The organism is Micromonospora parastrephiae (assembly GCF_016802865.1).
GTDB classification, from domain to species: Bacteria; Actinomycetota; Actinomycetes; order Mycobacteriales; family Micromonosporaceae; genus Micromonospora; species Micromonospora parastrephiae.
Genome location: NZ_JAEVHM010000086.1, coordinates 1 through 23,775, shown reverse-complemented (window position 1 = coordinate 23,775; position 23,775 = coordinate 1). Strand labels below are relative to the sequence as shown.

At 71.7% G+C, this 23,775-nt stretch carries 21 protein-coding genes and 3 pseudogenes; 17 read left to right on the top strand and 7 right to left on the bottom strand.

All coding sequences use genetic code 11. From position 1 onward, the window contains the following. Positions 1-350: 350 nt before the first annotated feature. Positions 351-689: pseudogene (locus JNW91_RS33955) on the bottom strand (CDP-alcohol phosphatidyltransferase family protein); the annotation flags it as partial. Between the two features lie 330 nt (positions 690-1,019). On the opposite strand from JNW91_RS33955, the gene JNW91_RS18025 reads away from it, so the two are divergent. The 8 genes and pseudogenes from JNW91_RS18025 (at position 1,020) to JNW91_RS17990 (ending at position 8,271) form a co-directional block, all read left to right on the top strand. Next, positions 1,020-2,003: a zinc-dependent alcohol dehydrogenase gene (locus tag JNW91_RS18025; RefSeq protein WP_203176710.1), complete on the top strand. Its 984-nt coding sequence runs from the start codon at positions 1,020-1,022 to the stop codon at positions 2,001-2,003. A gap of 2 nt (positions 2,004-2,005) precedes the next feature. Beyond that, positions 2,006-2,404 (top strand): 6-pyruvoyl trahydropterin synthase family protein, encoded by a 399-nt coding sequence (locus tag JNW91_RS18020; RefSeq protein ID WP_203176703.1) that lies wholly within the window; start codon positions 2,006-2,008, stop codon positions 2,402-2,404. 11 nt (positions 2,405-2,415) lie between these two features. Then, positions 2,416-3,481: pseudogene (locus JNW91_RS18015) on the top strand (glycosyltransferase family 4 protein). Further along, entirely contained in the window at positions 3,478-4,296 is an 819-nt protein-coding gene (locus JNW91_RS18010; protein ID WP_203176701.1) for a class I SAM-dependent methyltransferase, read from the top strand. The pseudogene JNW91_RS18015 and the gene JNW91_RS18010 overlap by 4 nt, the downstream one beginning before the upstream one ends. A gap of 64 nt (positions 4,297-4,360) precedes the next feature. Further along, entirely contained in the window at positions 4,361-5,296 is a 936-nt protein-coding gene (locus JNW91_RS18005; protein ID WP_203176707.1) for a lysylphosphatidylglycerol synthase transmembrane domain-containing protein, read from the top strand. A gap of 57 nt (positions 5,297-5,353) precedes the next feature. After that, a complete protein-coding gene (locus tag JNW91_RS18000) occupies positions 5,354-6,037 on the top strand; it encodes a GTP cyclohydrolase II (RefSeq protein WP_203176699.1) in 684 nt (227 codons plus the stop codon). After that, positions 6,034-6,740, top strand: a pseudogene (locus tag JNW91_RS17995) (RibD family protein). Before JNW91_RS18000 ends, JNW91_RS17995 begins: the two are co-directional and overlap by 4 nt. Before the next feature lie 151 nt (positions 6,741-6,891). Beyond that, positions 6,892-8,271, top strand: coding sequence for an aspartate aminotransferase family protein (locus JNW91_RS17990; protein WP_203176697.1), 1,380 nt, complete (start codon positions 6,892-6,894; stop codon positions 8,269-8,271). 79 nt (positions 8,272-8,350) lie between these two features. Here the strand turns inward: JNW91_RS17990 and JNW91_RS17985 are convergent, their stop codons facing one another. Continuing rightward, a complete protein-coding gene (locus tag JNW91_RS17985) occupies positions 8,351-9,211 on the bottom strand; it encodes an ester cyclase (RefSeq protein WP_203176695.1) in 861 nt (286 codons plus the stop codon). 242 nt (positions 9,212-9,453) lie between these two features. After that, the gene (locus JNW91_RS17980; protein WP_203176691.1) at positions 9,454-9,894 is read right to left on the bottom strand and encodes a MerR family transcriptional regulator; all 441 of its coding nucleotides are present in this window, start codon (positions 9,892-9,894) and stop codon (positions 9,454-9,456) included. 77 nt (positions 9,895-9,971) lie between these two features. Here JNW91_RS17980 and JNW91_RS17975 point away from each other — a divergent pair, with 77 nt between their 5' ends. The 4 genes from JNW91_RS17975 (at position 9,972) to JNW91_RS17960 (ending at position 15,128) form a co-directional block, all read left to right on the top strand. Next, positions 9,972-10,919 carry an NAD(P)/FAD-dependent oxidoreductase gene (locus tag JNW91_RS17975; protein WP_203176690.1) on the top strand — a complete coding sequence of 316 codons (948 nt, stop codon included), beginning with the start codon at positions 9,972-9,974 and terminating at the stop codon, positions 10,917-10,919. A 5-nt stretch (positions 10,920-10,924) separates the two neighbouring features. Further along, entirely contained in the window at positions 10,925-12,427 is a 1,503-nt protein-coding gene (locus JNW91_RS17970; protein ID WP_203176689.1) for an MDR family MFS transporter, read from the top strand. A 197-nt stretch (positions 12,428-12,624) separates the two neighbouring features. After that, complete coding sequence (locus tag JNW91_RS17965) at positions 12,625-14,601, top strand: 3-hydroxyacyl-CoA dehydrogenase NAD-binding domain-containing protein (protein WP_203176688.1); 1,977 nt, start codon at positions 12,625-12,627, stop codon at positions 14,599-14,601. Between the two features lie 71 nt (positions 14,602-14,672). Then, on the top strand, positions 14,673-15,128 hold the full coding sequence (locus JNW91_RS17960; protein WP_203176687.1) for a hypothetical protein: 456 nt from the start codon (positions 14,673-14,675) through the stop codon (positions 15,126-15,128). Between the two features lie 36 nt (positions 15,129-15,164). Here the strand turns inward: JNW91_RS17960 and JNW91_RS17955 are convergent, their stop codons facing one another. Both JNW91_RS17955 and JNW91_RS17950 read right to left on the bottom strand, forming a co-directional pair. Then, the gene (locus JNW91_RS17955; RefSeq protein WP_203176685.1) at positions 15,165-16,052 is read right to left on the bottom strand and encodes an alpha/beta fold hydrolase; all 888 of its coding nucleotides are present in this window, start codon (positions 16,050-16,052) and stop codon (positions 15,165-15,167) included. A gap of 143 nt (positions 16,053-16,195) precedes the next feature. Further along, positions 16,196-16,909 carry a response regulator transcription factor gene (locus JNW91_RS17950; protein ID WP_203176683.1) on the bottom strand — a complete coding sequence of 238 codons (714 nt, stop codon included), beginning with the start codon at positions 16,907-16,909 and terminating at the stop codon, positions 16,196-16,198. Between the two features lie 433 nt (positions 16,910-17,342). Here JNW91_RS17950 and JNW91_RS17945 point away from each other — a divergent pair, with 433 nt between their 5' ends. Continuing rightward, entirely contained in the window at positions 17,343-18,986 is a 1,644-nt protein-coding gene (locus JNW91_RS17945; protein WP_203176682.1) for an AMP-binding protein, read from the top strand. Between the two features lie 54 nt (positions 18,987-19,040). Here JNW91_RS17945 and JNW91_RS17940 read toward each other — a convergent pair whose 3' ends face one another. Next, positions 19,041-19,466: an SCP2 sterol-binding domain-containing protein gene (locus JNW91_RS17940; protein WP_203176681.1), complete on the bottom strand. Its 426-nt coding sequence runs from the start codon at positions 19,464-19,466 to the stop codon at positions 19,041-19,043. 210 nt (positions 19,467-19,676) lie between these two features. Here JNW91_RS17940 and JNW91_RS17935 point away from each other — a divergent pair, with 210 nt between their 5' ends. Genes JNW91_RS17935 through JNW91_RS17925 form a run of 3 tightly spaced genes read left to right on the top strand, consistent with a single transcriptional unit; the run spans position 19,677 to position 22,214 of the window. After that, positions 19,677-20,684 (top strand): ATP-binding cassette domain-containing protein, encoded by a 1,008-nt coding sequence (locus JNW91_RS17935; protein ID WP_203176680.1) that lies wholly within the window; start codon positions 19,677-19,679, stop codon positions 20,682-20,684. Beyond that, on the top strand, positions 20,681-21,463 hold the full coding sequence (locus JNW91_RS17930; protein WP_203176675.1) for an ABC transporter permease: 783 nt from the start codon (positions 20,681-20,683) through the stop codon (positions 21,461-21,463). The genes JNW91_RS17935 and JNW91_RS17930 overlap by 4 nt, the downstream gene beginning before the upstream one ends. 25 nt (positions 21,464-21,488) lie before the next feature. Further along, entirely contained in the window at positions 21,489-22,214 is a 726-nt protein-coding gene (locus JNW91_RS17925; RefSeq protein ID WP_203176673.1) for a thioesterase II family protein, read from the top strand. Between the two features lie 16 nt (positions 22,215-22,230). Here JNW91_RS17925 and JNW91_RS17920 read toward each other — a convergent pair whose 3' ends face one another. After that, entirely contained in the window at positions 22,231-22,881 is a 651-nt protein-coding gene (locus JNW91_RS17920; protein ID WP_203176671.1) for a hypothetical protein, read from the bottom strand. A 522-nt stretch (positions 22,882-23,403) separates the two neighbouring features. Here JNW91_RS17920 and JNW91_RS17915 point away from each other — a divergent pair. Next, the coding region (locus JNW91_RS17915; protein WP_203176669.1) for an acyl carrier protein at positions 23,404-23,775 on the top strand (372 nt) is incomplete at its 3' end.

Genomic DNA, 23,775 nt, shown 5'->3' with positions numbered 1-23,775 from the left:
TGGGTGTCCAGTTCGGGACCGGGTTCGTTCACCTTGGTGACGGTGCCGTCGGGCTCGACCAGGCTGATGTTGCTGCGGATCTCGCCCCGGACCGGCACCGGCAGCAGCGGCGGCACGACGACCGGCGTGTGCCCACCCGACGGCAGCAGGGGCAACGCGACCGGCGCGGGGACCAGCGGCGCGACGACCCTCGTGGTGACCGGCGCGGGAACCGGCGCCGGGCGGGGCTGCCGCGGCACCGGGCGGTGACGCCACAGCCAGGCCACGTCACGGCCGAACGACTCGACCAGCAGCGCCAACGCCGCCACCAGCACCAGCGTGGTCCACGGCTCCGGCAGCACCCGGGCCGCGGCCACGGCCAGCAGGACGCCCTGCGTGGCGGCCACCACCTTGCGCCAGAAGCGCGGCGGCAACGCTCCGTCCAGCCACGGCAGCACCGGCATCGCCGCGACGAACGCGTACCGCATCGCGCCGATGGCCAGCACCCACGCGCCGGCCGACGGAGCGACGTACACGCTGAGCACCAGGATGAGGAACGCGTCGACCTCCATGTCGAAGCGGGCGCCGAGCGCGCTGACCGTGCCCGTGCGTCTCGCCACCTGGCCGTCGACCGCGTCCAGCAGCAACGCCACCGCGCTCACCGCCACCAGCAGCGCCACCGGTGTGGGCCGAGTGAACGAATCCGCCACCAGCGCGGTGACCGCGCCGACCAGGACGGCCCGGGTCAGCGTGACCCGATCGGCGGGGCCGAGGCGCGACGCGCCAGCGCGGCGCAGACCCCGACTCAACGCGAGGCAGGTGACCACCGCGTAGCCGGACCCGACCAGCCAGCCGGCACCACCCAGCCCCACCGTGGCGGCCAGCCCCGCCAGCACGGCCAGTTGCGCGCTCAGCCCGATCACCGGACCACTTCGAACTGTGGGCACCGTACCTCCGTGTTTATGATCGACGACCCCGACAGGGAACACGGAAAACGTGGCCGTTCGGTTCGGCCGGGAGCAAAGGTGAGGTGCGCGACGGTGATCCGCGAGGCGTACGCCTGCTGGGTGCGCGAGCCCGGCGCGGCCGAGATCCGGCCGGTGTCGCTGCCCACGCCGGGCCCCGACGAGGTGCTGGTGAGGGCGCGCTACTCCGGGGTCAGCAGGGGCACCGAGACGCTGGTCTTCGCCGGTCGGGTGCCCACCGACCAGTACGCCGCGATGCGCGCGCCCTTCCAGGAGGGCGACTTCCCCGGGCCGGTGAAGTACGGCTACCTCAGCGTCGGCGTGGTCGAGCAGGGTCCGGCGGATCTGCTCGGGCGCACGGTGTTCTGCCTGCACCCGCACCAGAGCGCGTACGTCGTGCCGGCCAGCGCCGTGGTGCCGGTGCCGGATGACGTGCCGCCGGCCCGCGCGGTCCTCGCCGGCACCGTGGAGACCGCCGTGAACGCGCTGTGGGACGCGGCACCGCTGGTCGGCGACCGGGTCAGCGTCGTCGGCGCCGGCATGGTCGGCTGTTGCGTCGCCGCGCTGCTCGCCCGATTCCCCGGCGTGCAGGTCGAACTCGTCGACACCGACCCTCGCCGCGCCGGGGTCGCCGGGGCGCTCGGTGTCGGGTTCGCCCAGCCGGCCGACGCGACCGGTGACCGGGACCTGGTCGTGCACGCCAGCGCCACCGCCGCCGGGCTGCAACGGTCCCTGGACCTGCTGGCGCCCGAGGGCACCGTGATCGAGCTGAGCTGGTACGGCGACCGCCCGGTCCAGGTGTCGCTGGGCGGGGCGTTCCACTCCGGACGGCTGACCGTACGCAGCAGTCAGGTCGGCATGGTCGCGCCCGCACGACGGGGACGGCGCAGCTACACCGACCGGCTGGCACTCGCCCTGGACCTGCTCGACGACCCGGCCTTCGACGCGCTGATCACCGGCGCGTCGCGGTTCGCGGAGCTGCCTGACGTACTCGCCAACCTGAGCACGGGCAACCTGCCCGCGCTCTGCCACCTCATTACCTACGACGACGGGGAGTGACCGTGTTCAGCGTGACCGTTCGAGATCACATGATGATCGCCCACAGTTTCCGGGGGGAGGTGTTCGGCCCGGCCCAGCGCCTGCACGGCGCGACGTTCGTGGTGGACGCGACGTTCCGGCGACCCGACCTGGACGCCGACGGCATCGTGGTCGACATCGGCCTGGCCACCGAGCAGCTGCGGGCGGTGCTCGGCGAGCTGACGTACCGCAACCTCGACGACGAGGCGGCGTTCGCCGGGGTGAACACCACCACCGAGGTGCTGGCCCGCACGGTCGCCGACCGGCTGGCCGAGCGGGTGCACGCCGGCGAGTTGGGCGCGGGAGCGCGCGAGCTGACCGGCATCATGGTCACCCTGCACGAGTCACACGTCGCGTGGGCCAGCTACGAGCGGTCGCTGTGATCGTTGCGGGCATGGCGGCGCCCGCCGGCGGGCCGGATACGACCGGCCGTGGCGTGCACGTCGTCCTGCCCGGTGACATCGACGACCCGGGCGCGCCCAGCGGTGGCAACTCCTACGACCGGCGGATCTGCGCGGGGCTCGGCGAGCGGGGTTGGCCGGTGCGCGAGCATCCGGTGCCCGGCGCGTGGCCGCATCCCGATCCGGCCGACCGGGCGGAGCTGGCCGGGCTCCTCGCCGCCCTGCCGGACGACGCCGTGGTGCTGCTCGACGGCCTGATCGCCTCGACCGTGCCGGACCTGCTCGTCCCGCACGCCCGGCGGCTGCGTCTGGTCGTCCTCGTGCACCTGCCGCTCGACGACGAGGCCGAGGCCCGCGCGCTGGCCACCGCGCGGGCGTCGTCACCACCAGCGAGTGGACCCGCCGTGAGCTGGTGGCCCGCCATCCGCTGCTCGCCGACCGGATCCGGGCCGCGCCTCCGGGGGTGACGCCGGCACCGCCCACGCGCGCCTCCGCCGCCGGTGACCGGCTGCTCTGCGTCGCGGCGGTCACCCGGCACAAGGGGCACGACGTGCTGGTCGACGCACTGTCCACACTGGCCGGGCTGTCGTGGACGCTGGTGTGCGCGGGCACGCTCGACCGGGAGCCGGACCTCGTACACCGGCTGCGCGCGCGGATGGCCGGCGCCGGCCTCACCGAGCGGGTCCGGCTGGCCGGTCCGCTGACCGGTGCGGCCCTGGACGCCGCGTACGCCGCCGCCGACCTGCTGGTGCTGCCGTCGCGGGGCGAGACGTACGGCATGGTCGTCACCGAGGCGCTGGCCCGGGGCCTGCCGGTGCTGGGCACCGAGGTGGGCGGGCTGCCGGAGGCGCTCGGTCACGCGCCCGACGGTGACCTGCCGGGGCTGCTGGTCGCCCCGGGCGACCGGCCGCGCTGGCCGGCGCGCTGGCCCGCTGGCTGGGCGACGACGTGCTGCGCGCCCGGCTGCGGCGAGCCGCCCTCGCCCGTCGCGACACCCTGACCGACTGGTCGGTGACGACCGCGTCGCTGGCCGCCGTCCTGGAGGAGGTGGCGGCATGACCGTCGAGGAAGACATGCCGTTCGCCGACTGGCTGCGGTTGCGCGAGCCCGCCGACGCGGCGGCCCGCGCCGAGGACCTGCTGGATGTCGTCCGAACCCGGGTCACCGGCGAGCGCCCGACGGTCATCCACGACCTGGGCAGCGGCACCGGCTCGATGAGCCGCTGGCTGGCCGCCCGGCTGCCCGGCCCGCAGCACTGGATCCTGCACGACCGCGACGCCGACCTGCTGGCCCGCGCCGCCGGGGGCATGGCCGACGTGACCGCCGCCGACGGCGCCCCGGTCACCGTCAGCACCCGCCGCGGCGACCTCACCCGGTTGACCGGCGCGGACCTGGCCGACGGTTCGCTGATCACCGCGTCCGCGCTGTTGGACATGCTCACCGCCGAGGAGGTCGACCGGGTGGTGGCCGCCTGCGTCGGCCGACCCACCCTGTTCGCGATCTCGGTGACCGGGCGGGTCCGCCTCACCCCGGCCGAGCCGCTGGACGAGGCGGTGCAGGCCGCGTTCAACGACCACCAGCGTCGTACCGTCGACGGCCGGCGGCTGCTCGGCCCGGACGCCGTCGCCGCCACCGCCGCCGCGTTCGCGCGCCGGGGTGTCGACGTGCGGGAACGGCCCAGCCCGTGGCGGCTCGGCCCCGAGCACGCCGCCCTGGCCGCCGAATGGTTCCGCGGCTGGCTGGGCGCCGCCTGCGCACAGCGCCCGGACCTGACCGGCCCGACCCGGGCGTACGCCCAGCGCCGGCTGGCCGACGCGGCCGCCGGCCGGCTCGCCGTGCTGGTCGAACATTGCGACCTCCTCGCCGTCGGATGAACTGTTCGCGCCCCGGGTACGTGCACTAGGGCAAGTGGACGATCTTCATTGGAGGCCGGCGTCGATGGTCTGGGCCTGGGCACGAGTGGTCGGCGGGGTGGGTCTGCTCGCCGTCCTGCTGTGGCAGGTGGGCGGCGGCCCGTTCCTCGCCGGGGTACGGCTGATCGACGCGCCGGCGTTGGCCGCGGCGCTGGTCATCGGCGTGCTCACCACGGTCTGCGCGGCCTGGCGGTGGAGCCTCGTCGCCGGCGGTCTGGGCGTACGGCTGCCGCTGACGACCGCGGTGGCGCACTGTTACCGGGCCGTGTTCCTCAACGCCACGCTGCCCGGCGGGGTGCTCGGCGACGTGCACCGGGCGGTGCGCCACGGCCGCGACGCCGGTGACGTCGGTCGGGGCATCCGCGCGGTGATCTGGGAGCGGACCGCCGGTCAGGTCGTGCTCCTCGGTGTCGCGCTGGTGGTGCTCGCCGCGTTTCCGTCGCCGGTGCGGTCGTACCTGCCGGCCGCCTCCGCGCTGGTGGTCGCGGGAGGGCTGGTCGCCGTGCTGGCGGCACGGGCGCTGCCCGACGGCGGCCGGTCGCGGTGGGTGCGGGCACTGCGTACCGCTGTGGACGACGTGCGGGCCGGGCTGCTGGCGCGGCGCACCTGGTTCGGTGTGGTGGTCGCCTCCGCCGTGATGGTGGCCGGTCACCTGGCCACGTTCCTGGTGGCGGCGCGGACCGCCGGCTCGGACGCCCCGCTGTCCCGGCTGCTGCCGTTGACGCTGCTCGCCCTGCTCGCCATGGGGCTGCCGCTGAACATCGCCGGCTTCGGACCACGCGAGGGGGTGGCCGCGTGGGCGTTCGGGGCGGCGGGCCTCAGCGCGGCCCAGGGTGTCGCCACCGCCACCGTCTACGGTGCACTGGTGCTGGTCGCCAGTCTTCCCGGCGCCGCCGTGCTGCTGGCCCGCCGGAGCCGAATTCCGGTCGCCGCGGAAGGCACTTCCGGCGACGATTGTTGAGCCGCTTGTGAGACGGTAGCGTCGCCGCGTGACGGTGGCGCCGGACAAAGGAGTCCCATGCCCGAAGCATTGCCGGTCGCCACGATCCGTACGCAGGTCACGGTGCCACTGGCCTTTCCGGACGGCTACGCCACGACCGTACGGGTGTTCTCGTTCAAGGGCCTTGTGGACGGTCGGGAGCATCTCGCGCTCGGTCTCGGTGACTGGGCGGGCGCGCTGGACCGCCTCGCCGCCGGTGGCGAGGCCCCACTGGTCCGTCCGCACAGCGAATGCCTGACCGGCGACGTGTTCGGCAGCCAGCGCTGCGACTGCGGACCGCAGCTGCGTGAGGCGGTGCAGCGGATCGCCGAGACCGGTGGTTTCCTGCTCTACCTGCGCCAGGAGGGCCGCGGCATCGGCCTGTACGCCAAGCTCGACGCGTACGCGCTGCAGGACGCCGGGCTGGACACGTACCAGGCCAATGTCGCGCTCGGTCGGGGCGAGGACGAGCGGGACTACAGCGTCGCCGCGCAGATGCTGGCCACCCTGGGCGTGCCACGGATCCGGCTGCTCAGCAGCAACCCGGACAAGGCCGAGCAGCTGACCCGCCTCGGCGTGGACGTCGCCGAGCGGGTGCCCACCAGCGTCTTCCTCTCCCCGGCCAACGCCGACTACCTGGCGGCGAAGGCGGCCAAGGCGGCGGAGACCGAGGCGGCGGGGGCGCTCGCGGGCCTGACCCCCGACCGGCCCGACGCCCGGTGAGCCGCCGGTCGGCGCCGACGCGGCCGTACGTGCTGCTGAGTTGCGCCACCTCGATCGACGGGTACATCGACGACTCCTCCGAGCAGCGGCTTCTGCTGTCCAACGAGGACGACCTGGACCGGGTCGACGCGGTCCGGGCCAGCTGCGACGCGATCCTGGTCGTGCCGGCACCGTCCGCCGCGACGATCCCCGGCTGCTGGTGCGTTCCGCCGTCCGTAGGGCGGAGCGGGTGGCGCGTGGCCGTCCGGCGTCGCCCACCAAGGTCACGTTGACCGCGCGGGGTGACCTCGACCCGACCGCCCGGTTCTTCACCGCCGGTGACGCGGCCCGGCTCGTGTACTGCGCCACCGGCGCGTTGGAGAAAACCCGGGAACGGCTCGGCCGGGTGGCCACGATCGTCGACGCGGGCGAGCCGGTCGACCCCGGTTGGCTGCTGGCCGACCTGGCGACCCGGGACGTACGGCGGCTCATGGTGGAGGGCGGCGGGACGATGCACGCCCAGTTCCTCACCGCCGGTCTCGCCGACGAGCTGCACCTGGTGGTGGCCCCGTTCTTCGTCGGTGACGGCCGGGCACCCCGTTTCGTCGGCGACGGAAGCTTCCCCTGGCACCCGGGCCACCGCGCCCGGCTGGCCGAGGCCCGGCAGATCGGCGACGTGGTCCTGCTCTGCTACGCGCTCTCCGACCGCTTCGGTGAAGCCTGACGACGACGTCGGCAGCCGAGTGGAGGTGGGTGCGGGTCAGATGTGCTCATCCCGGCCCCGCCCGGTAGGGGGCAGCTCTCGGTCGACGTGCCCAAACAGGTGGCCCGATCGGCGCTGGGAACGAGTGTGGCAGGTCCGTAACGTCACCGTCATGAGCGTTGTGGTCAAGCCGAGCGCCCCCGATTCCGATCGAGGTCGTAACGTCATCGAGGACGATTCCGCCCACATCTTCCGCCCCTGGGTCATCCAGGGGGGCTTTCAACCACTGGCGATCGCCGGGGGCGAGGGTTCCTGGGTCTGGGACTACCAGGGCAACCGCTTCCTCGACTTCTCCTCCCAGCTGGTCGTCGCGAACCTCGGTCACGGCCATCCGAAGGTGGTCGCCGCGATCAAGGCGCAGGCCGACGAGCTGTGCCTGATCGCCCCCATGTTCACCACGGAGGCTCGCACCGAGGCGGCCCGGCTCATCGCGGAACTCGCACCCGAGACTCTCAACCGGGTCCTGTTCACCACCAGTGGCAGCGAGGCCATCGAGAACGCGATCCGGATGGCGCGGCTGCACACCGGCCGGCACAAGATTCTCTCCGCGTACAACTCGTTCCACGGCTCGACCAACACCGCCATCCAGATCACCGGCGATCCCCGGCGCTGGAGCACGGACACCGCCACCGCGGGCGTGGCCCGGTTCTTCGGGCCGTACCTGTACCGCTCGCCCTTCCACTCCGAGACTCCGGAGCAGGAGTGCGCCCGCGCGCTGGCGCACCTGGAGCAGGTCATCGTCCAGGAGGGGGCGAAGACGATCGCCGCCGTGGTGCTGGAGACGGTGCCCGGCACCTCCGGAGGGGTGCTCGTGCCACCCGACGGCTACCTGGCCGGGGTGCGGGACCTGTGCGACAGGTACGGGATCATGCTCATCTTCGACGAGATCATGGTCGGGTTCGGCCGCACCGGCCGCTGGTTCGCCTTCGACCACTGGGACGTCCGCCCCGATCTGGTGACCTTCGCCAAGGGCGTCAACTCCGGCTACGTGCCACTGGCCGGCGTGATCGTCGGTGATCACATCGTGGACACCTTCCGGCAGCGCCCGTACCCCGGCGGTGGGACCTATTCGGGGCACCCGCTGGCGTGCGCGAGCGCGGTCGCGGCGATCACCGCCATGAAGGAGGAGGGGGTGGTGGAGCACGCGGCCTGGCTCGGGGAGAACGTGTTCGGTCCCCGGCTGGCGGAGATCGCCGAGCGCCACCCGTCCGTGGGCGAGGTCCGCGGACTCGGCGCGATCTGGGCGATCGAGCTGGTCCGCAACCGGAGCACCCGTCGGATGTGGGTCGACTACGAGAACCCCGACCGGCTGGCCCCGCACGCCATGCAGCTCTTCGGCGCGTGCCTCTCCCGCGGGCTCTTGCCGAACCTCTATCTGAACCGGCTGCATGTCACCCCGCCCTGCAACATCAGCGCGGCCGACGCCGAGGAGGGGCTCGCCCGGATCGACCAGGCCCTCGCGGTGGCCGACCAGCAGTACGAGCAGGAGTGATCGCGGCGCGCTCCGGGCCGGGACGACAACGGAAGCAGGGGGAGCGCCGGACGGCGCTCCCCCTGCTTTGGTACGTGGTCTAGCGCGGCGGCGGGATGATGCCGAACTGCGCCACCGCCGAGTAGTCGAAGACGTCCCAGTGTTCGGCGATCCGTCCGTCCTCGATCCGCAGCAGGTCCGCGGTGTGCAGCTTCAGCTCACGGCCCGAGGTGGCCTCCCGGCCACGCCAGCGGGAGAAGAGCGCCACGAAGTCGTCCTGGACCAGGATGTGGTCGATCGTGCCGGTCAGGTCCGGGGCGGCGACGAAGAGCCCGGCGAAGAACTGCTTCATGCCCGCCAGCCCTCCGCCGGACTGGGCGGCGAACCGGTTGTGCTGGATGTAGTCGGCCCGGTAGTGCTCGTCCGCGTAGTCCAGGTTCTGCTTCTGCATCACCTCCTCCCACACCTTGAGCACCAGCCGCAGGTTCTCCTGCTCGGCCGGCGACGCGTGCCAGTCCGGCTCGCTGGCCGGCTGCTCCTGGTCGGGTGGGGTGATGCCGAACGGCACCAGGGCGGAGTAGTCGAAGACGCTCCAGTGCTCGGCGATCCGGCCGTCCCGGACCCGGTAGAGGTTGGCGGTCTGCGAGTTGAGTTCCTTGCCGGTACCCGCCATGTGGCCGTGCCAGGCCACGAAGACCATGGCCCGGTCGTTCTGCACCACCATGTGCTCGATGGTGCCGGTGAGGTCCGGGAACATCGTCAGCATGGTCGACGCCCACTGGCGCAGCCCCGAGATGCCAGGCGCGGCGCCGGGCTGGTGGTTCACGTAGTCGTCGGCGAAGAGCTGCTCGGCCAGGTCGAACGCCTGGCCGTTGTACACCTCACGAAACAGTCGCTCGACGAGGGCGGCGGTGGCCCCCGCGTCACCGCCGGGCAGCGGAGGGTCCTGTGTCGGGATCATGTCGTCCTCTCCATTCGTCGGGCCGCATCGGTACGGCCGGCGCGGCTCGGCGCCACGACGTCGGCGTCGGTGCGCTCGCCGCACCGCAGGCCGCCGCGATGGCGGTCCGTGCCATTGCGCAATGGTGCGGCGCGGCTGCCCAGGACCGGCAGCGCCCTTCGACCCGTGAACGTGAGGTGCCCGATCGGCCAGCACTCGCCGGTGGCCGCGGGTGAGGCGGCGGCGGGGCGGCCGCCGGGCGTTCAGCCCTGGGGGCGGCCGATCATCCCGATCGGCACCGCCCCGAGGCTCGCCTCGGCGAGATGACGAAACGCGGGGCACTGGGTGAAGTCGTCCGCCGAGCATTCGAGGGCGTGCTCGATCAGCTCCTTGGCCGCGGCCGTCTCGCGTATCCGCCGCTCCAGCTCGGCGTGATGTTCCGCCAGAAGTTTGCGTCGCATGGCGCCGTTGGGCGCGGCGAGCACCTCGCGGAGCTGATCGAGGCTGAGCCCCGCGGACTTGCCGCGGAGGATCAACGTCACCCGGGCGATGTGCTCCTGGTGGTAGAGCCGTCGACCGTTCACCCGGGCGGCCGGGGTGAGCAGGCCCACCGACTCCCAGTGCCGGAGCACGTGGGTGGCCAACCGGAACCTCTCGGCCAGTTGCCCGATGCTCATCGTCTTCGGCGTGCCACTTGACTTCATGTTGACATGAGATTCCAGAGTAGGAGAGCAGTCAAGCCGAAAACGGAGATCGACCTGCTGTACGAGGAGGACGCGCTGTGTTTGACGTGATCGTGATCGGTGGTGGGCCGGCGGGCCTGTCCGCTGCGTTGTGCCTCGGCAGAACACACCGGAGCACCCTCGTCCTCGACACCGACGAGGGTCGCAACGCCCCGGCGCAGAACGTCCACAACTTCTTCACCCAGGACGGCACGCCACCTACCGAGGTCCGGCGCATCGGCGCCGAGCAACTCGGCCACTATCCGAGCGTACGGCTACAGGTGGCCGAGGTCTCCGGAGTCGAGCGGGACGGCGCCGAGGCATTCGCCGTCACCCTGGCCGACGGGCAGGTCGAGCACGGACGTCGCCTGCTGCTGGCCACCGGGCTCGCCGACGACCTGCCCGCGATCGACGGCATCGCGCCCCTGTGGGGACGCTCCGCGTTCCACTGCCCGTACTGCCACGGGTACGAGGTCAGCGGTCATCCCATCGCCGTGCTCGGAGGCACCCCGGATCGGGTCCGGCTGGCGGTGCACCTGAGCCGTTTCACCGACGACATCGTTCTCTGCACCGACGGTCCGGTCGAGTGGCCGGCGCCGATCACCGGCGCTCTGGAGAAGGCGGGCGTCGAGGTGCGGACCGAACGGGTCACCGCGGTCCGCGCGGACGGTCCGGAGCTGCGCGCCATCCAGTTCGAGACCGGTCCGGAGCTGGAGCGGTCGGCCATGTTCATCAAGACCGTGCTGCGGCAGCGGTCCCCGATCGCCGCCCAGCTGGGCTGCGCCATCTTCCCCGACGACGCGGTCGAGGTGAACGAGTTCGGCCAGACGAGCGTGCCCGGGGTCTACGCGGCCGGCGACATGGCCCGGCGCCCCACCGTCCCGATGCCGGTCTCCGCCGTGGTGGTCGCCGCGGCCAGCGGCACGATCGCCGCCGGGATCATCGACCAGGACCTGCTCAGCGCCGACTTCGACCTGCCCAACCCGTTCGCCAACGCCCGGAGCTGATCACCGTGAACCGAGAAGAGACCGCGCCGGCTCCGGACGCCGCGGCAGAGAACCAGAACCAGGCCGCCGCGGGCGGCCGCAGCAACGTCCCGCTGGCCGTGATCGGCCTCGCGCTCGGCATCCTGGTCTCGGTACTGGACCAGACGGTGGTCTCGATCGCGTTGCCGAACATCGCCGGTGACCTTGGGGGCATCGACAACATCAGCTGGGTGGTCACCGCCTACGTGCTGGCGTCCACGGCGACCGGCACCCTGTACGGCCGACTCAGCGATCGGTTCGGCCGCCGGGGCACGTTCATGTTCGCGATGCTCGTCTTCACGGTGGCGTCGGCGCTCTGCGCGGTGGCCGACACCATGGGGCAGCTGATCCTGTACCGCACGGTGCAGGGGGTGGGCGCCGGGGCGCTGTTCGCGATCCCCACCATCGCGCTCTCCGAACTGGTGAAGCCGGAGAGCAGGGGTCGTATGCAGGGCGCCGTCGGTGCGCTGTTCGCCATCGCCAGCCTGGCTGGCCCGCTGGTCGGCGGCGCGCTGACGGACACGGCCGGATGGCGTTGGATCTTCTACATCAATCTGCCGCTGGGCGTGCTGTCGATGCTGTTGGTGGCCTTCGCTCTGCGTCTGCCCCGGGCGACCGGCCGGCCGAGCATCGACTTCCTGGGCTCCGCACTCCTGGTCGGCGCCGTCGTGGCGCTGCTGTTGACCACCGAGTGGGGCGGTCGTACCTACGACTGGCTGTCCGGCACGATCCTGAGCCTGGCGGTCGGCACGGTCGTGCTGTTCGTGCTGTTCGTCTTCTGGGAGCGGCGGGCGGCATCTCCGGTCGTGCCGATGCGCCTGTTCAGCAATCCGACGGTCCGGCTCATCCTGCCGGCCACGGCGGTGCTGGGCGCGCTGCTCTACGGGTCGATCGTCTTCCTGCCGACCTACCTGCAGAGCGCGTTCGACATCAGCGCCACCGTGGCCGGGCTCGGTATCAACCCGTACATGCTGACCTTCGTGGTGGCCTCGTTCCTCGCCGGGAGCCGGGTCAGCGCCAACGGCAACGCCCGTCCGTTCCTGATCGGCGGACCGATCGCCATCGCGGCCGGCTTCGGGTTGCTGAGCCTGCTCGACGCCGACAGCAGCTACGGCATGGTCGTCGTCGCGTTGCTCGTCATGGGCGTCGGCGTCGGCTTCATCATGCAGCTGCTCGTCACGGTCGCGCAGAACGCCGTGCAGCCCGCGGACCTGGCTGCCACGTCGGCGGCGATCCTCTCCATCCGGGGTCTCGGCATGTCCCTCGGCGTGGCGCTCTTCGGCAACCTGCTCAGCCGGCAGCTCGCCGCCGACGCCCAGCCCGGCCGGGAAGTGGCCAACGCGATCCCGGACGTGATGGTGTGGGGCATCCCGCTGGCTCTGTTGCTGCTCGCGCTGACCGTCGCGGTGCCGGGAAAGACACTCGGGAGCAAGTCCGCACCGGCCACGGGGCCCGCCGCGGCCGATGCGGACGTACCGGCGCGTAGCTGACCCGCACGGTCATCCGCTGCGCCGCCCAAAGCTGCCTCCACGCCGCGCGACCTCGTCGTCGCGCGTGGAGGCAGCTTTCGACCGTCCAGGGCCCGGCCCCGACCCGTTCGGTGGCCTCGGGCGGCGCGTCGATGTACCCGTTCTGGTCGCCCGATCGGCGCTGGGAACGACTCGGCCCGCTCCGTAGCGTCACTGACATGACCACACTGGACGCACCTCCTCTGCCCACCGAGACCGTCACCACCGCGGCGTTCGACCTCGTCGACCTGCCCGCCGGCGCGGGCCGGGTGGCGCTGGTCCGGCTGGACAACGGCGACCCGCCCGGCCCGGCGATGCGCCCCACCACCTTCGGTCCGCAGAGCCTGGCCAATCTCGATCAGACCCTGGACGCGCTGTCCACGATGGCCGCTGCGGGCGAGATAGCCGCGGTGGCGCTCACCGGGAAGGCGATGATGTTCGCCACCGGGGCGGATCTGGCCATGGTGCCGACCGTCACCGCGTACGAGCAGGCCCTGGAGACCATCCGGCAGGGCCAGACCGTCTTTCGGCGTCTCGCCGATCTCGGCGTACCGACTTTCGCCTTCATCAACGGTCTCGCGATCGGGGGCGGACTGGAGTTGGCCCTGCACTGCACCTACCGGACCGTCTCCGAGTCGGCGCCCGCGCTCGGGCTGCCCGAGTGCGCGCTCGGCCTGGTACCCGGCTGGGGCGGCACCCGGCTGCTTCCACACCTGATCGGGCCGGAGGGGGCCGTGCGGGTCATCGTGACGGACGCCCTGGAGGACCGCCGGCTCCTCGACCCGCGGACCGCGCACCAACTGGGTGTCGTCGACGCGCTGCTGCCCGCCGCCGACTTCGTGGGCGCCTCGCTCGACTGGGCGGCCGGGGTGTTGCAGGGACGAACGGCGGTGCCACGGCCCGCGCCAGCGCCGACGACAACCTGGGAGGCCGCCATCGCGCACGGCCACGAGTTCGTCGGCGCTCGTGCAGGGGCCACGGCGGCGGCGAACCGCGCGCTCGACCTCATCGCGCTGGCCGGGACTGCCCCCGCGGACGAGGCCTTCGCGGCCGCTGCCGAGACGACCGCGGAGCTGTTGATGACCGACGAGTTCCGGGCCTCCCTCTACGCCGTCGGTCTGGTTCGGGCGGCGACGGCACCGGCCCTCGGCGGTGGGCTGCCCACCCCGATCCGGCGCGTGGGGGTGCTGGGCAGCGGCGACGCGGCGGCCCGGCTCGCTGCTCTGTGCGCGCGGCGGCTGCAGGTTCCGGTGGTGATCTGCGGCGCCGACCGGGCCGCTGCCGACCGTGCCCTGCGGCAGGCCGGGGAGCTGGTCTCGGCGCACGTCGGGGCCGACCGAGCCGGCACCAGCTCCGCGGCCCGCCAGCGCGCGCTGCTCAGCAGCGGCGACGACGTACACGCTCTCGCCGGCGCGGACGTGGTGCTGGAGTGCGTGCAGGACCGGGCGGCCGTTCCCGGCCTGCTGGCGGCGGCGGAGGAGGCGCTCGGAGACACCGGCGTGTTGGTCAGCACGACCGGCACGGTCCGGGTGGCCGACCTCGCTCGGGGGCTGCGGCGTCCACAGCGTCTGCTGGCCATCCGGCTGGTGCCACCGATGGACACCTCCGGGCTGGTCGAGGTCGTCGCTGGGGACGAGACCGATGATGCCGCCGAAGCGGCGGTACGGACGCTGGCGCGTCGGCTGGGCAAGGTGCCGGTGCGGATCGGCGATGGGGCGGGCGGGGTTGTCGTCCGCCTGCTCACCCGCCTGGTGACGGCGTCTCTGGCGGCGGCTGGCGGCGCGGTGCGGGCCGACGCGGCGCTGGCTCCCCTTGGACTGCCCGCCCGGGTGGGTGTCCTGGCCGACCTCGTCGGAGTGGATCTGCCGGCCGAGGTGGCCGACGCCCCTGCGCCCTCCACGGACGAGGTGCGTCACCGCGTCGCGGTCGCGCTCGCCGAGGAGGTGCACGCGATGCTCGCCGAGGGAGTCGTCCGCACCCCGACGGACGTCGACCGGTGTCTGCTGCTCGGCGCGGGCTGGCCCACGCACCTCGGTGGCCTCACGCCGTACCTGGACCGCGTCGGCGCGTCCGCGCAGGCGCACGGTGCGCCGTTCCTTCCAACCGGTATGGCGAGCCGACCCCGGTCGGACGCGGACACCACGGCCGCACGGTGAGCCGTTTCCGTACGTCCGGCAGCCCGGTCCCCGGTGTGGGTGCGCGAAGCGGTGTGGAGGGAGACGATCCGATGCGGGAATCGCTCGCCGGCTCCCCGCCGTCGCGGGTACGCGCGGTCGGCACCTTCCTCCGCCACCTGCTGGAGATGCTGGTCGCGATGGTCGCCGGCATGGTGGCGCTGGGCGCCGTCTGGTCGCTCGTCTTCGCCAGGCTCGGCTGGACGTCGCTTGACCAGCGGCCGTTGCTGGGAGCGCTGGTGATGGTCACGGACATGACGCTCGCCATGTCCGTCGCGATGCGGTACCGGGGGCACGGCTGGCCGGCCACCGTCGAAATGGCCATCGCGATGTACCTGCCGTTCGCGGTGCTGGCCGGTCCGTACCTCATGGGTCTGGTGGCGGCCGACACGATGATGATGTTCGGGCACCTGCTGATGGTGGTGGCCATGGTCGCCGTCATGCTGCGGCGTCGCGCCGAGTTCACCGTCCGACACGGCGCTGCCCATGTCGGCGCGGACCGGCGCTAGGGTGGCCTTGTCGTCGCGCCGAAGCGCAACGGGGGCTCAGCGTGCCCGCGGTGGGTCGCTTCGGCGCGGGGTGGTCGTGGCACCGGCCCGGATCTGGCCGGGCCCGGTCACCCGATCCACGAACTCCCGCAGCGCCGCGCCGAGCTCCGCGGGGCGCTCGCACGGCGGCGTGTGGCCGGTGTCGGCCAGCACCAGGAGTTCCGCGCGGGGGATTTCGGCGGCGTACCGCTGGGCGACCGGTAGCCGGATGGGCACGTCGGCCGCGCCGTGCACCACAAGGACGGGCACGTCGATCTTCCGGAGCTGGTCGGAGATGTCGCCTCTGCGGTAGACCGAGTAGCAGGTCTGCGCGATGTCGTCGCCCACGAGAGTACGGAAATGCTCGGTCCAGTGCCGGGCCGTGTCGGTGCCGAGGAAGCCACGGGCGAAGTTGAGCCGGGCCATCAGCCGGGCCAGGTCGGGCGAGACACCGTCGGCGATGGCGACCTCCACCATCGCCTCGTAGGGGTCGGCGGTGCTTGCCGGTTCCCGGTACGGCTGCGTGGAAATCAACACCAGTCCGCTGGTCAGGTCCGGTCGGCTCAACGCGACCCGCATCGCCTTCATACCGCCCATGGAGTGTCCGACCCAGACGGCGGGCTGGCCGTCGGTGAGCCGCTCCACCACGTCCGCGAGTCGGGCGCACTCCTCCTCCAGCGAGTACGCGCCGGTGCGTGGGGGCGAGCTGCCGTGCCCGGGCGCGTCGATGGCGATCACCTGGTGGGTTGCTGGCAGGTCCTCGACGACCTGCTGCCATACGCGGCTGTCGGTGAGCAGTCCGTGCAGGAGGACGACGGGCGGTCCTTCACCGCGTCGGTGCACCCCGAGCGACCAGTCCTCGGTCGTCAGTACGGTGCTGTCAGGAGCGTGGTCGGTGGCTGTCACCCTGTCAGCCTCGACCCTGTGGGCATCGTCAGCGAGAGCCTGACGGGTGGTGAGGTTGACGACGGACATCGATGTGCCCTGTTGGGCACCTCGGGCGGCGCTGGGCGTGGCGGGGCGAGACCGTCATCATCGGCCAGCCAGGTCTACGGTCGGTCGGTCCGCTCGGTGAGCAGGCCCTCCTTGAGGGCGATGGCCACCGCGAGCGTCCTGTTGGGGCTGTTCAACTTCGCCAGTACGTTCGCCACGTGTCGCTTGGCGCCGTGCTCGGAGATGCCCAGTCGCCGGGCGATCTGCTTGTTGCTGAGCCCGTCGGCGAGCAGAAGCAGCGCCTGGTGTTCGCGTGGCGTGAGGAGCACCGCGCGGCCGGGCTTCTCGCTGCGTCGTCGACGGACGTTCGAGAGAAGTTCACGAGCGAGGGTGGAGGGGATGGACATTTCGCCGCTGGTTATCCGGTGCAGCGCCTCGTCCAGCCGCTCGCGGGTCAGTTCGGTCTGAATGAGAAAGCCGTCGGCGCGAAGGTTGGCTGCCTTTGACACATCCTGCTGGTCGCTGGTGTTAAGCAGAACGAGGACTTTTGTTCCCTGTGCGTTCGCTTCCTGGATGGCGAGACTGACGGAGCCGCAGTCCTCGGTGGGGCAGGGCAAAACCACCACGTCGATGTCGCGCTTGCTCAGGTTGCCAATCAGTTCGTCGACGGTGTCGAAGGTCAGGAGGTCGGATATGGACGGGAGTGCCAGGAGCATGCTGGTCAGGCCGAGCTGAACGACTTCGTTGGGTATTGCGACCGCAACGGTCAGGCCACCAGTCTCACTGAGGTGATGACGATGATCGATGTCGTGGATGAAACCTCGGGTCATGTCGTCCCCCGTAAGTCGGCTTCCGTGCTTGCAGTGGTCCGGCCAGGTCCGCGGGGAAACATGCACACCAGCCAGCGCCGCGCGTTCCGTGGCCAAACGCACGCTGAAACTGGTGGCCTGCCTCCCCAGGTGCGCCACAAAGCGCTGAACTACTAAGCTCGGCTAGTAGTACGTTACGAACGTAACGGGCTACTCCCCGTAGCACAACCGCGCAGAGGGATTCGCTGTCGGTCCAATCCCCGCGCTGACCGGCTGACTAGGGCGCACTTTCCGCAGATGCCGCACCGGGTGTCCGAACGGGCACTCCGTCCAGAGGCCGACGAGCGGGTTATACAGCTACGTCAATGGGACGACGGAAGTGGCTCTTGGCCGTGCCCACCCCGGCCTCTACCGTCGCAGCGGTGCCGCACGATCTGAACCACCCGGAGGCCCCATGCCCTATCAGTCGGCGATCTCCATTCCCCAGGCGATGCGCAGCGCGGCGGCGTACGGCGGCTCGCTGACCTTCCTCGACGCGAGACTGCGGCCCACCCGTCACACCCTTGACGGACTCAACGCCCTGGCCGAGGGCCTCGCGGGTGGTCTGGCGAAGGCCGGCGTCGCACCCGGCGACAGGGTGGGGGTGCTGGCCCCGACCTCCGACCGGATGATCGCCACGCTCTTCGCGCTGTGGCGTCTCGGCGCGGCCGTGGCGGTCCTGCCCCGGCCCCGGCACGCCGACGGCGACACCATCCGCCGCGAGGTGGCGGACCGGCTCGCCGCGATCGGCGCGGCCGCGCTCCTGACCGACACGGCCACCGCGGCCGAGCTGGACGGCCGTCTCCCGCTGACGGTGCAGGCCATCGACGCCATCCCGAACGCGCCCACGGCGGCACCGCCGCCGCCCGCGCCCGAGCAGCTCGGACTGCTCCAGTTCACCTCGGGTACGACCGGTCGGTCCAAGGTGGTGCCGGTGCGGCAGACGCAGCTCGTGGGCAACGTCGCCCGGTGCGCGGTGGCTCTGGGGATGCGGCCGGGAGACACGTACGTGAGCTGGCTGCCCTTCTACCACGACATGGGAATCGTCTCCGTGGTCGGCCTGCTCTGTCAGGGGCTCGACGTGATCGTGCTGGAACCGGAGACCTTCCTACGGCGTCCAGCCGCCTGGATGGAGGTCGTCTCCCGCTACCGGGCCACCATCACCGCCGGACCCAACACCGCCTATCGCCTGGCGGCGCGGGCGCAGCAACTGCGTCCCGCCGAGCTGGACCTGTCCGCCCTGCGGGTGGCCATCAACGGTGCGGAGCCGGTGACGGTGGACGTGGTGGAGGAGACCCTGAAAACGCTGGCCGCGGTCGGGATGCGTCCGGAGGCGCTCTGTCCGACCTACGGCATGGCCGAGACGACCCTCGTCGTGTCCACCGGCGACCCCCGCCGTACCGTGCCCGTCCTCGACCCGGCCAGTCTCGCGGTCGGCGCGGGCCTCGACCGCCCGGTCCGTCCCGTGGTCTCCTGCGGCCGGCCGCTGCCGGACACCGAGGTCGCGATCCGCGACCTGGACGGCCGGGCACTGCCGGACGGCGCCGTGGGGGAGGTCTTCGTTCGTGGACCGGGCGTCGTGGACGGGTACTGGTCGCTTCCCGGAAACCCGCGCGACGTTCCCGACGGGGGAGTGCAGTTCGTCGACGGCTGGCTTCGCACCGGCGATCTCGGTTTCCTGCGCGACGGGGAGCTGTACGTCTGCGGCCGGATCAAAGACATGATCATTATCGGTGGCCGCAACCTCTACCCCGAGGACTACGAGAACGCCGCCGAACGGGTCAACGGGGTACGGGCCGGCAACGTCATCGCCTTCGCCCTCACCGAGCAGGAGCGGATGGTGGTGGTCGCCGAGGGGCTCGGCCGCGAGGAATCGCTGGCCGGTCTGGCTCAGGAGTTGTTCGACCGGCTGCGGACCGACACCCAGTACGCCCCGCACGAGGTGGTGCTGGTACGCGCCGGGACGCTGCCGAAGACGTCCTCGGGCAAGCGTCAGCGCCGCCGGTGCCGGGAGCAGTACCTCGCCGGCGAGCTGCGGGTCGTCTGCACGGTGAGCTGAGACGGCGGCCGGGGAGCGGGCCCCGCACACGCGCCCGCTCCCCGGCCACCGGTGTCAACGCCGTTCGTCGACGAAGGAGCTGGACACCTTGGCCGCGAGGTTGACCAGCTCGTCGGTGGCGCGTACGTAACGCAGCAGCGTCGGTAGGTGACCGGTCACCACCAGGTCGCCGTCGAGCATGCCCTCGATGGGGTCGATCCGGCCCTCGATGACGTCCTTCCACCGTGAGTAGGGTGCCCGGATGACGAACGTGGCACCGGCAGCACTCTCCTGCTCGACGTCGTAGTCCGCCTGACGGCACTTGCCGTCCCCGAAGGTGGCGAGGCACCAGATGTCGGCGGGGACACCGTTCTCCGGCTCGGCCTCGAACACGAAGGCGATGTCGGCCTCGAAGGTCCGTGCGGCGTCCTCGAACTCCTCCGACGAATTGATCCGCTCGACGTATCCGTCGAGCCACTCGGCGCTGGGAAATACGGGCATCAGATTCCCTTCGTAGGCTGCCACCCGACGTGGCCGCTGCCCGTTGTGTAACCGGTGTCCGGGCCGTCCCGAAGACCCGGCCGGAGCTGTCGACCGCCCGCGACGACCGGGATGACCGAACGGGCAGGCCGACCAGTTCCGTCCACCCACCGCAGAAGGCGCGGTCGATGGAGGCTTGGCCCCGCGCGGCGCCGTCGACAGGCTGGTCCGGTGTCCGTCATCGAGCTTCACGACCTGCGCAAGGTGTATCCCGACGACGTCGTCGCACTGGACGGCCTGACCTTCGACGTGTCGGCCGGTGAGATCTTCGGTTGCCTGGGACGCAACGGCGCCGGCAAGACCACCACGGTCCGCATCCTCACCGCCCTCACCCGGCCGACCGCCGGCTCCGTCCAGGTCCTCGGCCTGGACCCGCAACGCGCGCGGCGCGAGATCCAGTCCCAGGTCGGCGTCTCCCTCCAACAGGCCGCCCTCGACCAGCTGATGACCGGCCGGGAACACCTGGTCCTGATGGCGCGCCTGCGCGGTCTCGGCGCGGCCGCGGGACGGAGACGGAGCGACGCGCTGCTCGAGCGGTTCGGCCTCGGCGCGGTCGCCGACCGGTACGTCGCCACCTACACCATCGGTATGCAGCGTCGCCTGGACACCGCCATGGCGCTGCTGCACGAGCCCACGCTGCTCTTCCTGGACGAACCGACGACGGGGCTCGATCCGCAGAGCAGGCGGGCCCTGTGGAGTTTCGTCTCCGAGTTCCGCGCCGACGGTGGCACGGTCTTCCTCACCACCCAGTACCTCGACGAGGCCGACCAGCTCTGCGACCGGATCGCCATCCTGGACCACGGCAGGGTCAGCGTCCTCGACACACCGAGCGCGCTCAAGCGGGGTGTGGGCGGCAAGGTCCTTCGGGTCGGGAACGCCAACCCCGAGCACCTGCCCGGCGTCGTCGCCATCGTCGGGGAGCAGGCGTGCCGGATCGACGACTCGACCCTGGACGTCGACCTGTCGGGGCAGGAGGAGCTCCTGCCCGACGTCCTCGCCGAGCTGCGTCGTGCCGGTGTACCGATGGCGCGGGTCGACCTCGTCGATCCCAGCATCGAGGAGGTCTTCGTCCGGCTCACCGGCGAGGGCGTCGACACCCGCGGCATGAGTGAGCGGGCCGCCGGTGTCGCGGCCATCGGACGGACCCTGGCCACCGGACGCGGAGGAGGCGCACGATGACCGCACTTGCCGGAACCACCTGGACCCTGCTGTTGCGCAATCTCCGCGAGGGCGGACGGAGCCCCGTCATCGCCTTCGTCTTCCCGGTGCTCTTTCCGCTGTTCGTCATCACCCTGGTCGCCTCCAGCTACGAGCGGATGGCGGTCATCCCGGGCTTCCCGGTCACGCCGTACGCCGCGTACATGGCCCCCGGCATGCTGCTCTTCACCGGCATGATGGGCTCCGGATACTCAGCCACCGCCCTCATGCTCGACGCGCAGACCGGCTTCCTGGACCGTCTGCGTCTGTCTCCGGCACGCCCGATGGCGGTGCTGTTCTCCCGGGTGCTGTTCGACGCCGTCCGGGTGGTGCCGGCCGTCATCGTCGTGCTCGGCGTCGCCGTCGCGCTCGGCGCCCGCGTCGAATCCGGCCCGCTCGGCATGCTGGCCATCCTGCTGATCTGCTCCGGTTGGTCGGTGGCCTACGGCGGCCTCTTCTACGTCGTCGCGCTACGCACCGGCAACCCGCAGGCGCCGCTGGCCATGGCCCCGCTCTCGGTGCTGCTGCTGTTCGCCAGCCCCGCCGCGGCCCCACCTCTGCTGTTGCAGGACTGGTTGGCCGGACTCGTGGGCTGGAACCCCTTCACCTACGTGATCGAAGGAGTGCGCGCGTTGATGACCGGGCCGCTCGACGGGAGCACCCAGACCGCGCTGCTCCGGGCCGCCGCGGTCATCGTCGCGCTGACCGTGGTCAGCCAACTTGTCGTCGTACCGAGCTTCAAGAAGCTGGTCGAGGACTGACCGGCTCGGCACCGAGGAGGACGCCTTGCTGCTCTACTGCTTTCCGCACGCAGGTGGTGCCAGCACCACGTACCGGCCGTGGCAGCGTCTGCTCCCGGCCGGTGTCGTGGTGTGCCCGATGTCGTACGCGACGGTCGGCCTCAACTCCGGCGCCGACCTGCCGGCCGCCGCCGCGGTGCTCGCCGACCGCATCGGCGCGGACCCGGCGGAGCCGGTGGCGTTCTTCGGTCACAGCATGGGGGCGCTCGTCGCCTTCGAGGTGGCCCGGACGCTGCGGGCGAGGGGTCGTCGCGGCCCGGTGGCGCTGGTGGCCGCCGGGCATGTCGCGCCGCATCTGCCCTCGCCCGGCCCCGTGCTGCACGGCCTGCCCTCCGACGACTTCTGGCGCGAGGTGCGCGCTCTGGGGGGTGGCCGCGACGATCTCATCGAGGACGCCGAGCTGCGTGCCGCCGTCGAGACCCGGGTCCGGTCGGAGTTCCGGGCGGCCGAGACCTACCGGTACACGCCCTCGTATCCGCTTGACTGCGACGTGCTCGCCATCGCCGGCGCGGAGGACGAGCGGAGCCCGGTCGACGGGATGGAGGCGTGGCGGATGCACACCCTGGGCGCCTTCACCATGAGCGTGCTGCCGGGCGGGCATTTCTTCGTCGACGCGTACCGCCATGAGGTCCTGGCGATGGTCCGGACCACGCTCGCGGCGGCCGGTGCGTCCGGCCGGAGCGGCCGGACCGGCCGGACCAGCGTGAGCTGATCCGGCCGGTGGGAACTCAGGTCCGGGGCGTCCTGGACTCGAGTTCGTAGGACGCCTTGATCCGGTAGGTGCCCTTGTTGCCGTCCCGGTCCACCGTGACGTCGGCCTCGCGAACGAGCTTGAGGTAGAGGCCGTCGGCCACGTCGAACCACGCGTCGGCCACCGCGGTGCCGTCGAGACCCGCGCCCTTCACGTAACTGTCGATCCGTACGTGGTGCGTGGGTCGGGCCACCCCGTCCACGGTGACGCTCTCCTCGCCGATGTACTTGATCACGATGCGGGCTCGGTTGCCGTGTGCCTCGCAGACGGTCTCCTCGACCCCGCCGGCGGCGCTCGCCTTGCCACCGACCTGGATCATCGCCGGGTGGCAGTGGTGGGTCTCGTCCCCGCTGATGCCCGCGAAGCTCACCTTCTGCATGTGCGCCAGACAGAGGTACTCGCCCGGTGCGCTGCACTGTCGGTGGGCGTCCGTGTGTTCCTGAATCGGTGTGAAGTACAGCTCCCACACACAGCCGCCGGCGTGATGAACCCGTGCGTACGTCTCCGCTGGGAACGGCCGGTCGTAGCTGTCTCCGTCGTACTCGATGGAGTCGTGGCCCTCGGTCCGGTAGCTGTAGACCCCGGCCGCCGGCACCGTGAAGCCCTTGATCTTGTTGTTGGCCGCCATCGGCAGAACGGGACTACCCAGATCGTCCCGGCGAGAGCCCGGCTGCTTGCGATATTCGTCAAGCGCCTGCTGATAGCTGATCGGAGAGCCTTCCGGCGAGATCGCCTGCGTTCGGGTAGCGATCACGAAAGCGCCGGCGGCGAGTGCTATCGCGATGAGGGGCAGCAGGCTGAGCAGTCGTCGTCGGCGGTTCGGGACCGGTGATGCGCGTTTCACAGGCTTCCTCCCATTTGACGTCGGTTCACTGTCGATCCCATCCCGGACGTCATGGCGGCGGAAGCCCCGGGGAGGGCGTAGATGGGTCGACACCGGTGCCGTGCTCGAACGGGCACCAGGCACGTAGCCGGCCGGTGCGCACGTTCTCGTGCGCTTACCGGGGATTACCGGGCCTCCCCGCGCGAGACACCGTGGGGAATTTGAGTGCCCCGCCAGAGCGACCGGCGGCGGCGACACAGGACACCCGAAGGGGAAGACGCCGTGGATCGTGCCGGAACCGATGTGACCGTCTCCGTTGACCGCGCCATGCTGCTGGCCGCCGATCCCGCACAGCGCCGCCACCAGCTCGTCCTGCACCTGGCCGAGCGCTATGAGGCCGTCACCCACCGACCAGCCCCGGCCGACCCGAACGAGTCGATCTTCCTCGAGTCGCTGCAGGCCACCGAACTTCAGGTGCTTCTGGAGAGTGACCTGGGGGTTTCCGTGTCGATGGTGGACCTCGCGGAGTCGCCCAGCCTCGGTGACCTGGCGCAGCTGCTCGACGACGCCCTCACCGAGGACCGGGTCACCGCCGGCGCCGACTTGCCGGTGGTGGTGGTGGATCGTGCGGGGTGGGGTGAGCCGTTTGGTTTGACTGATGTGCAGCAGGCGTATTGGTTGGGTCGGTCGGGGTTGTTT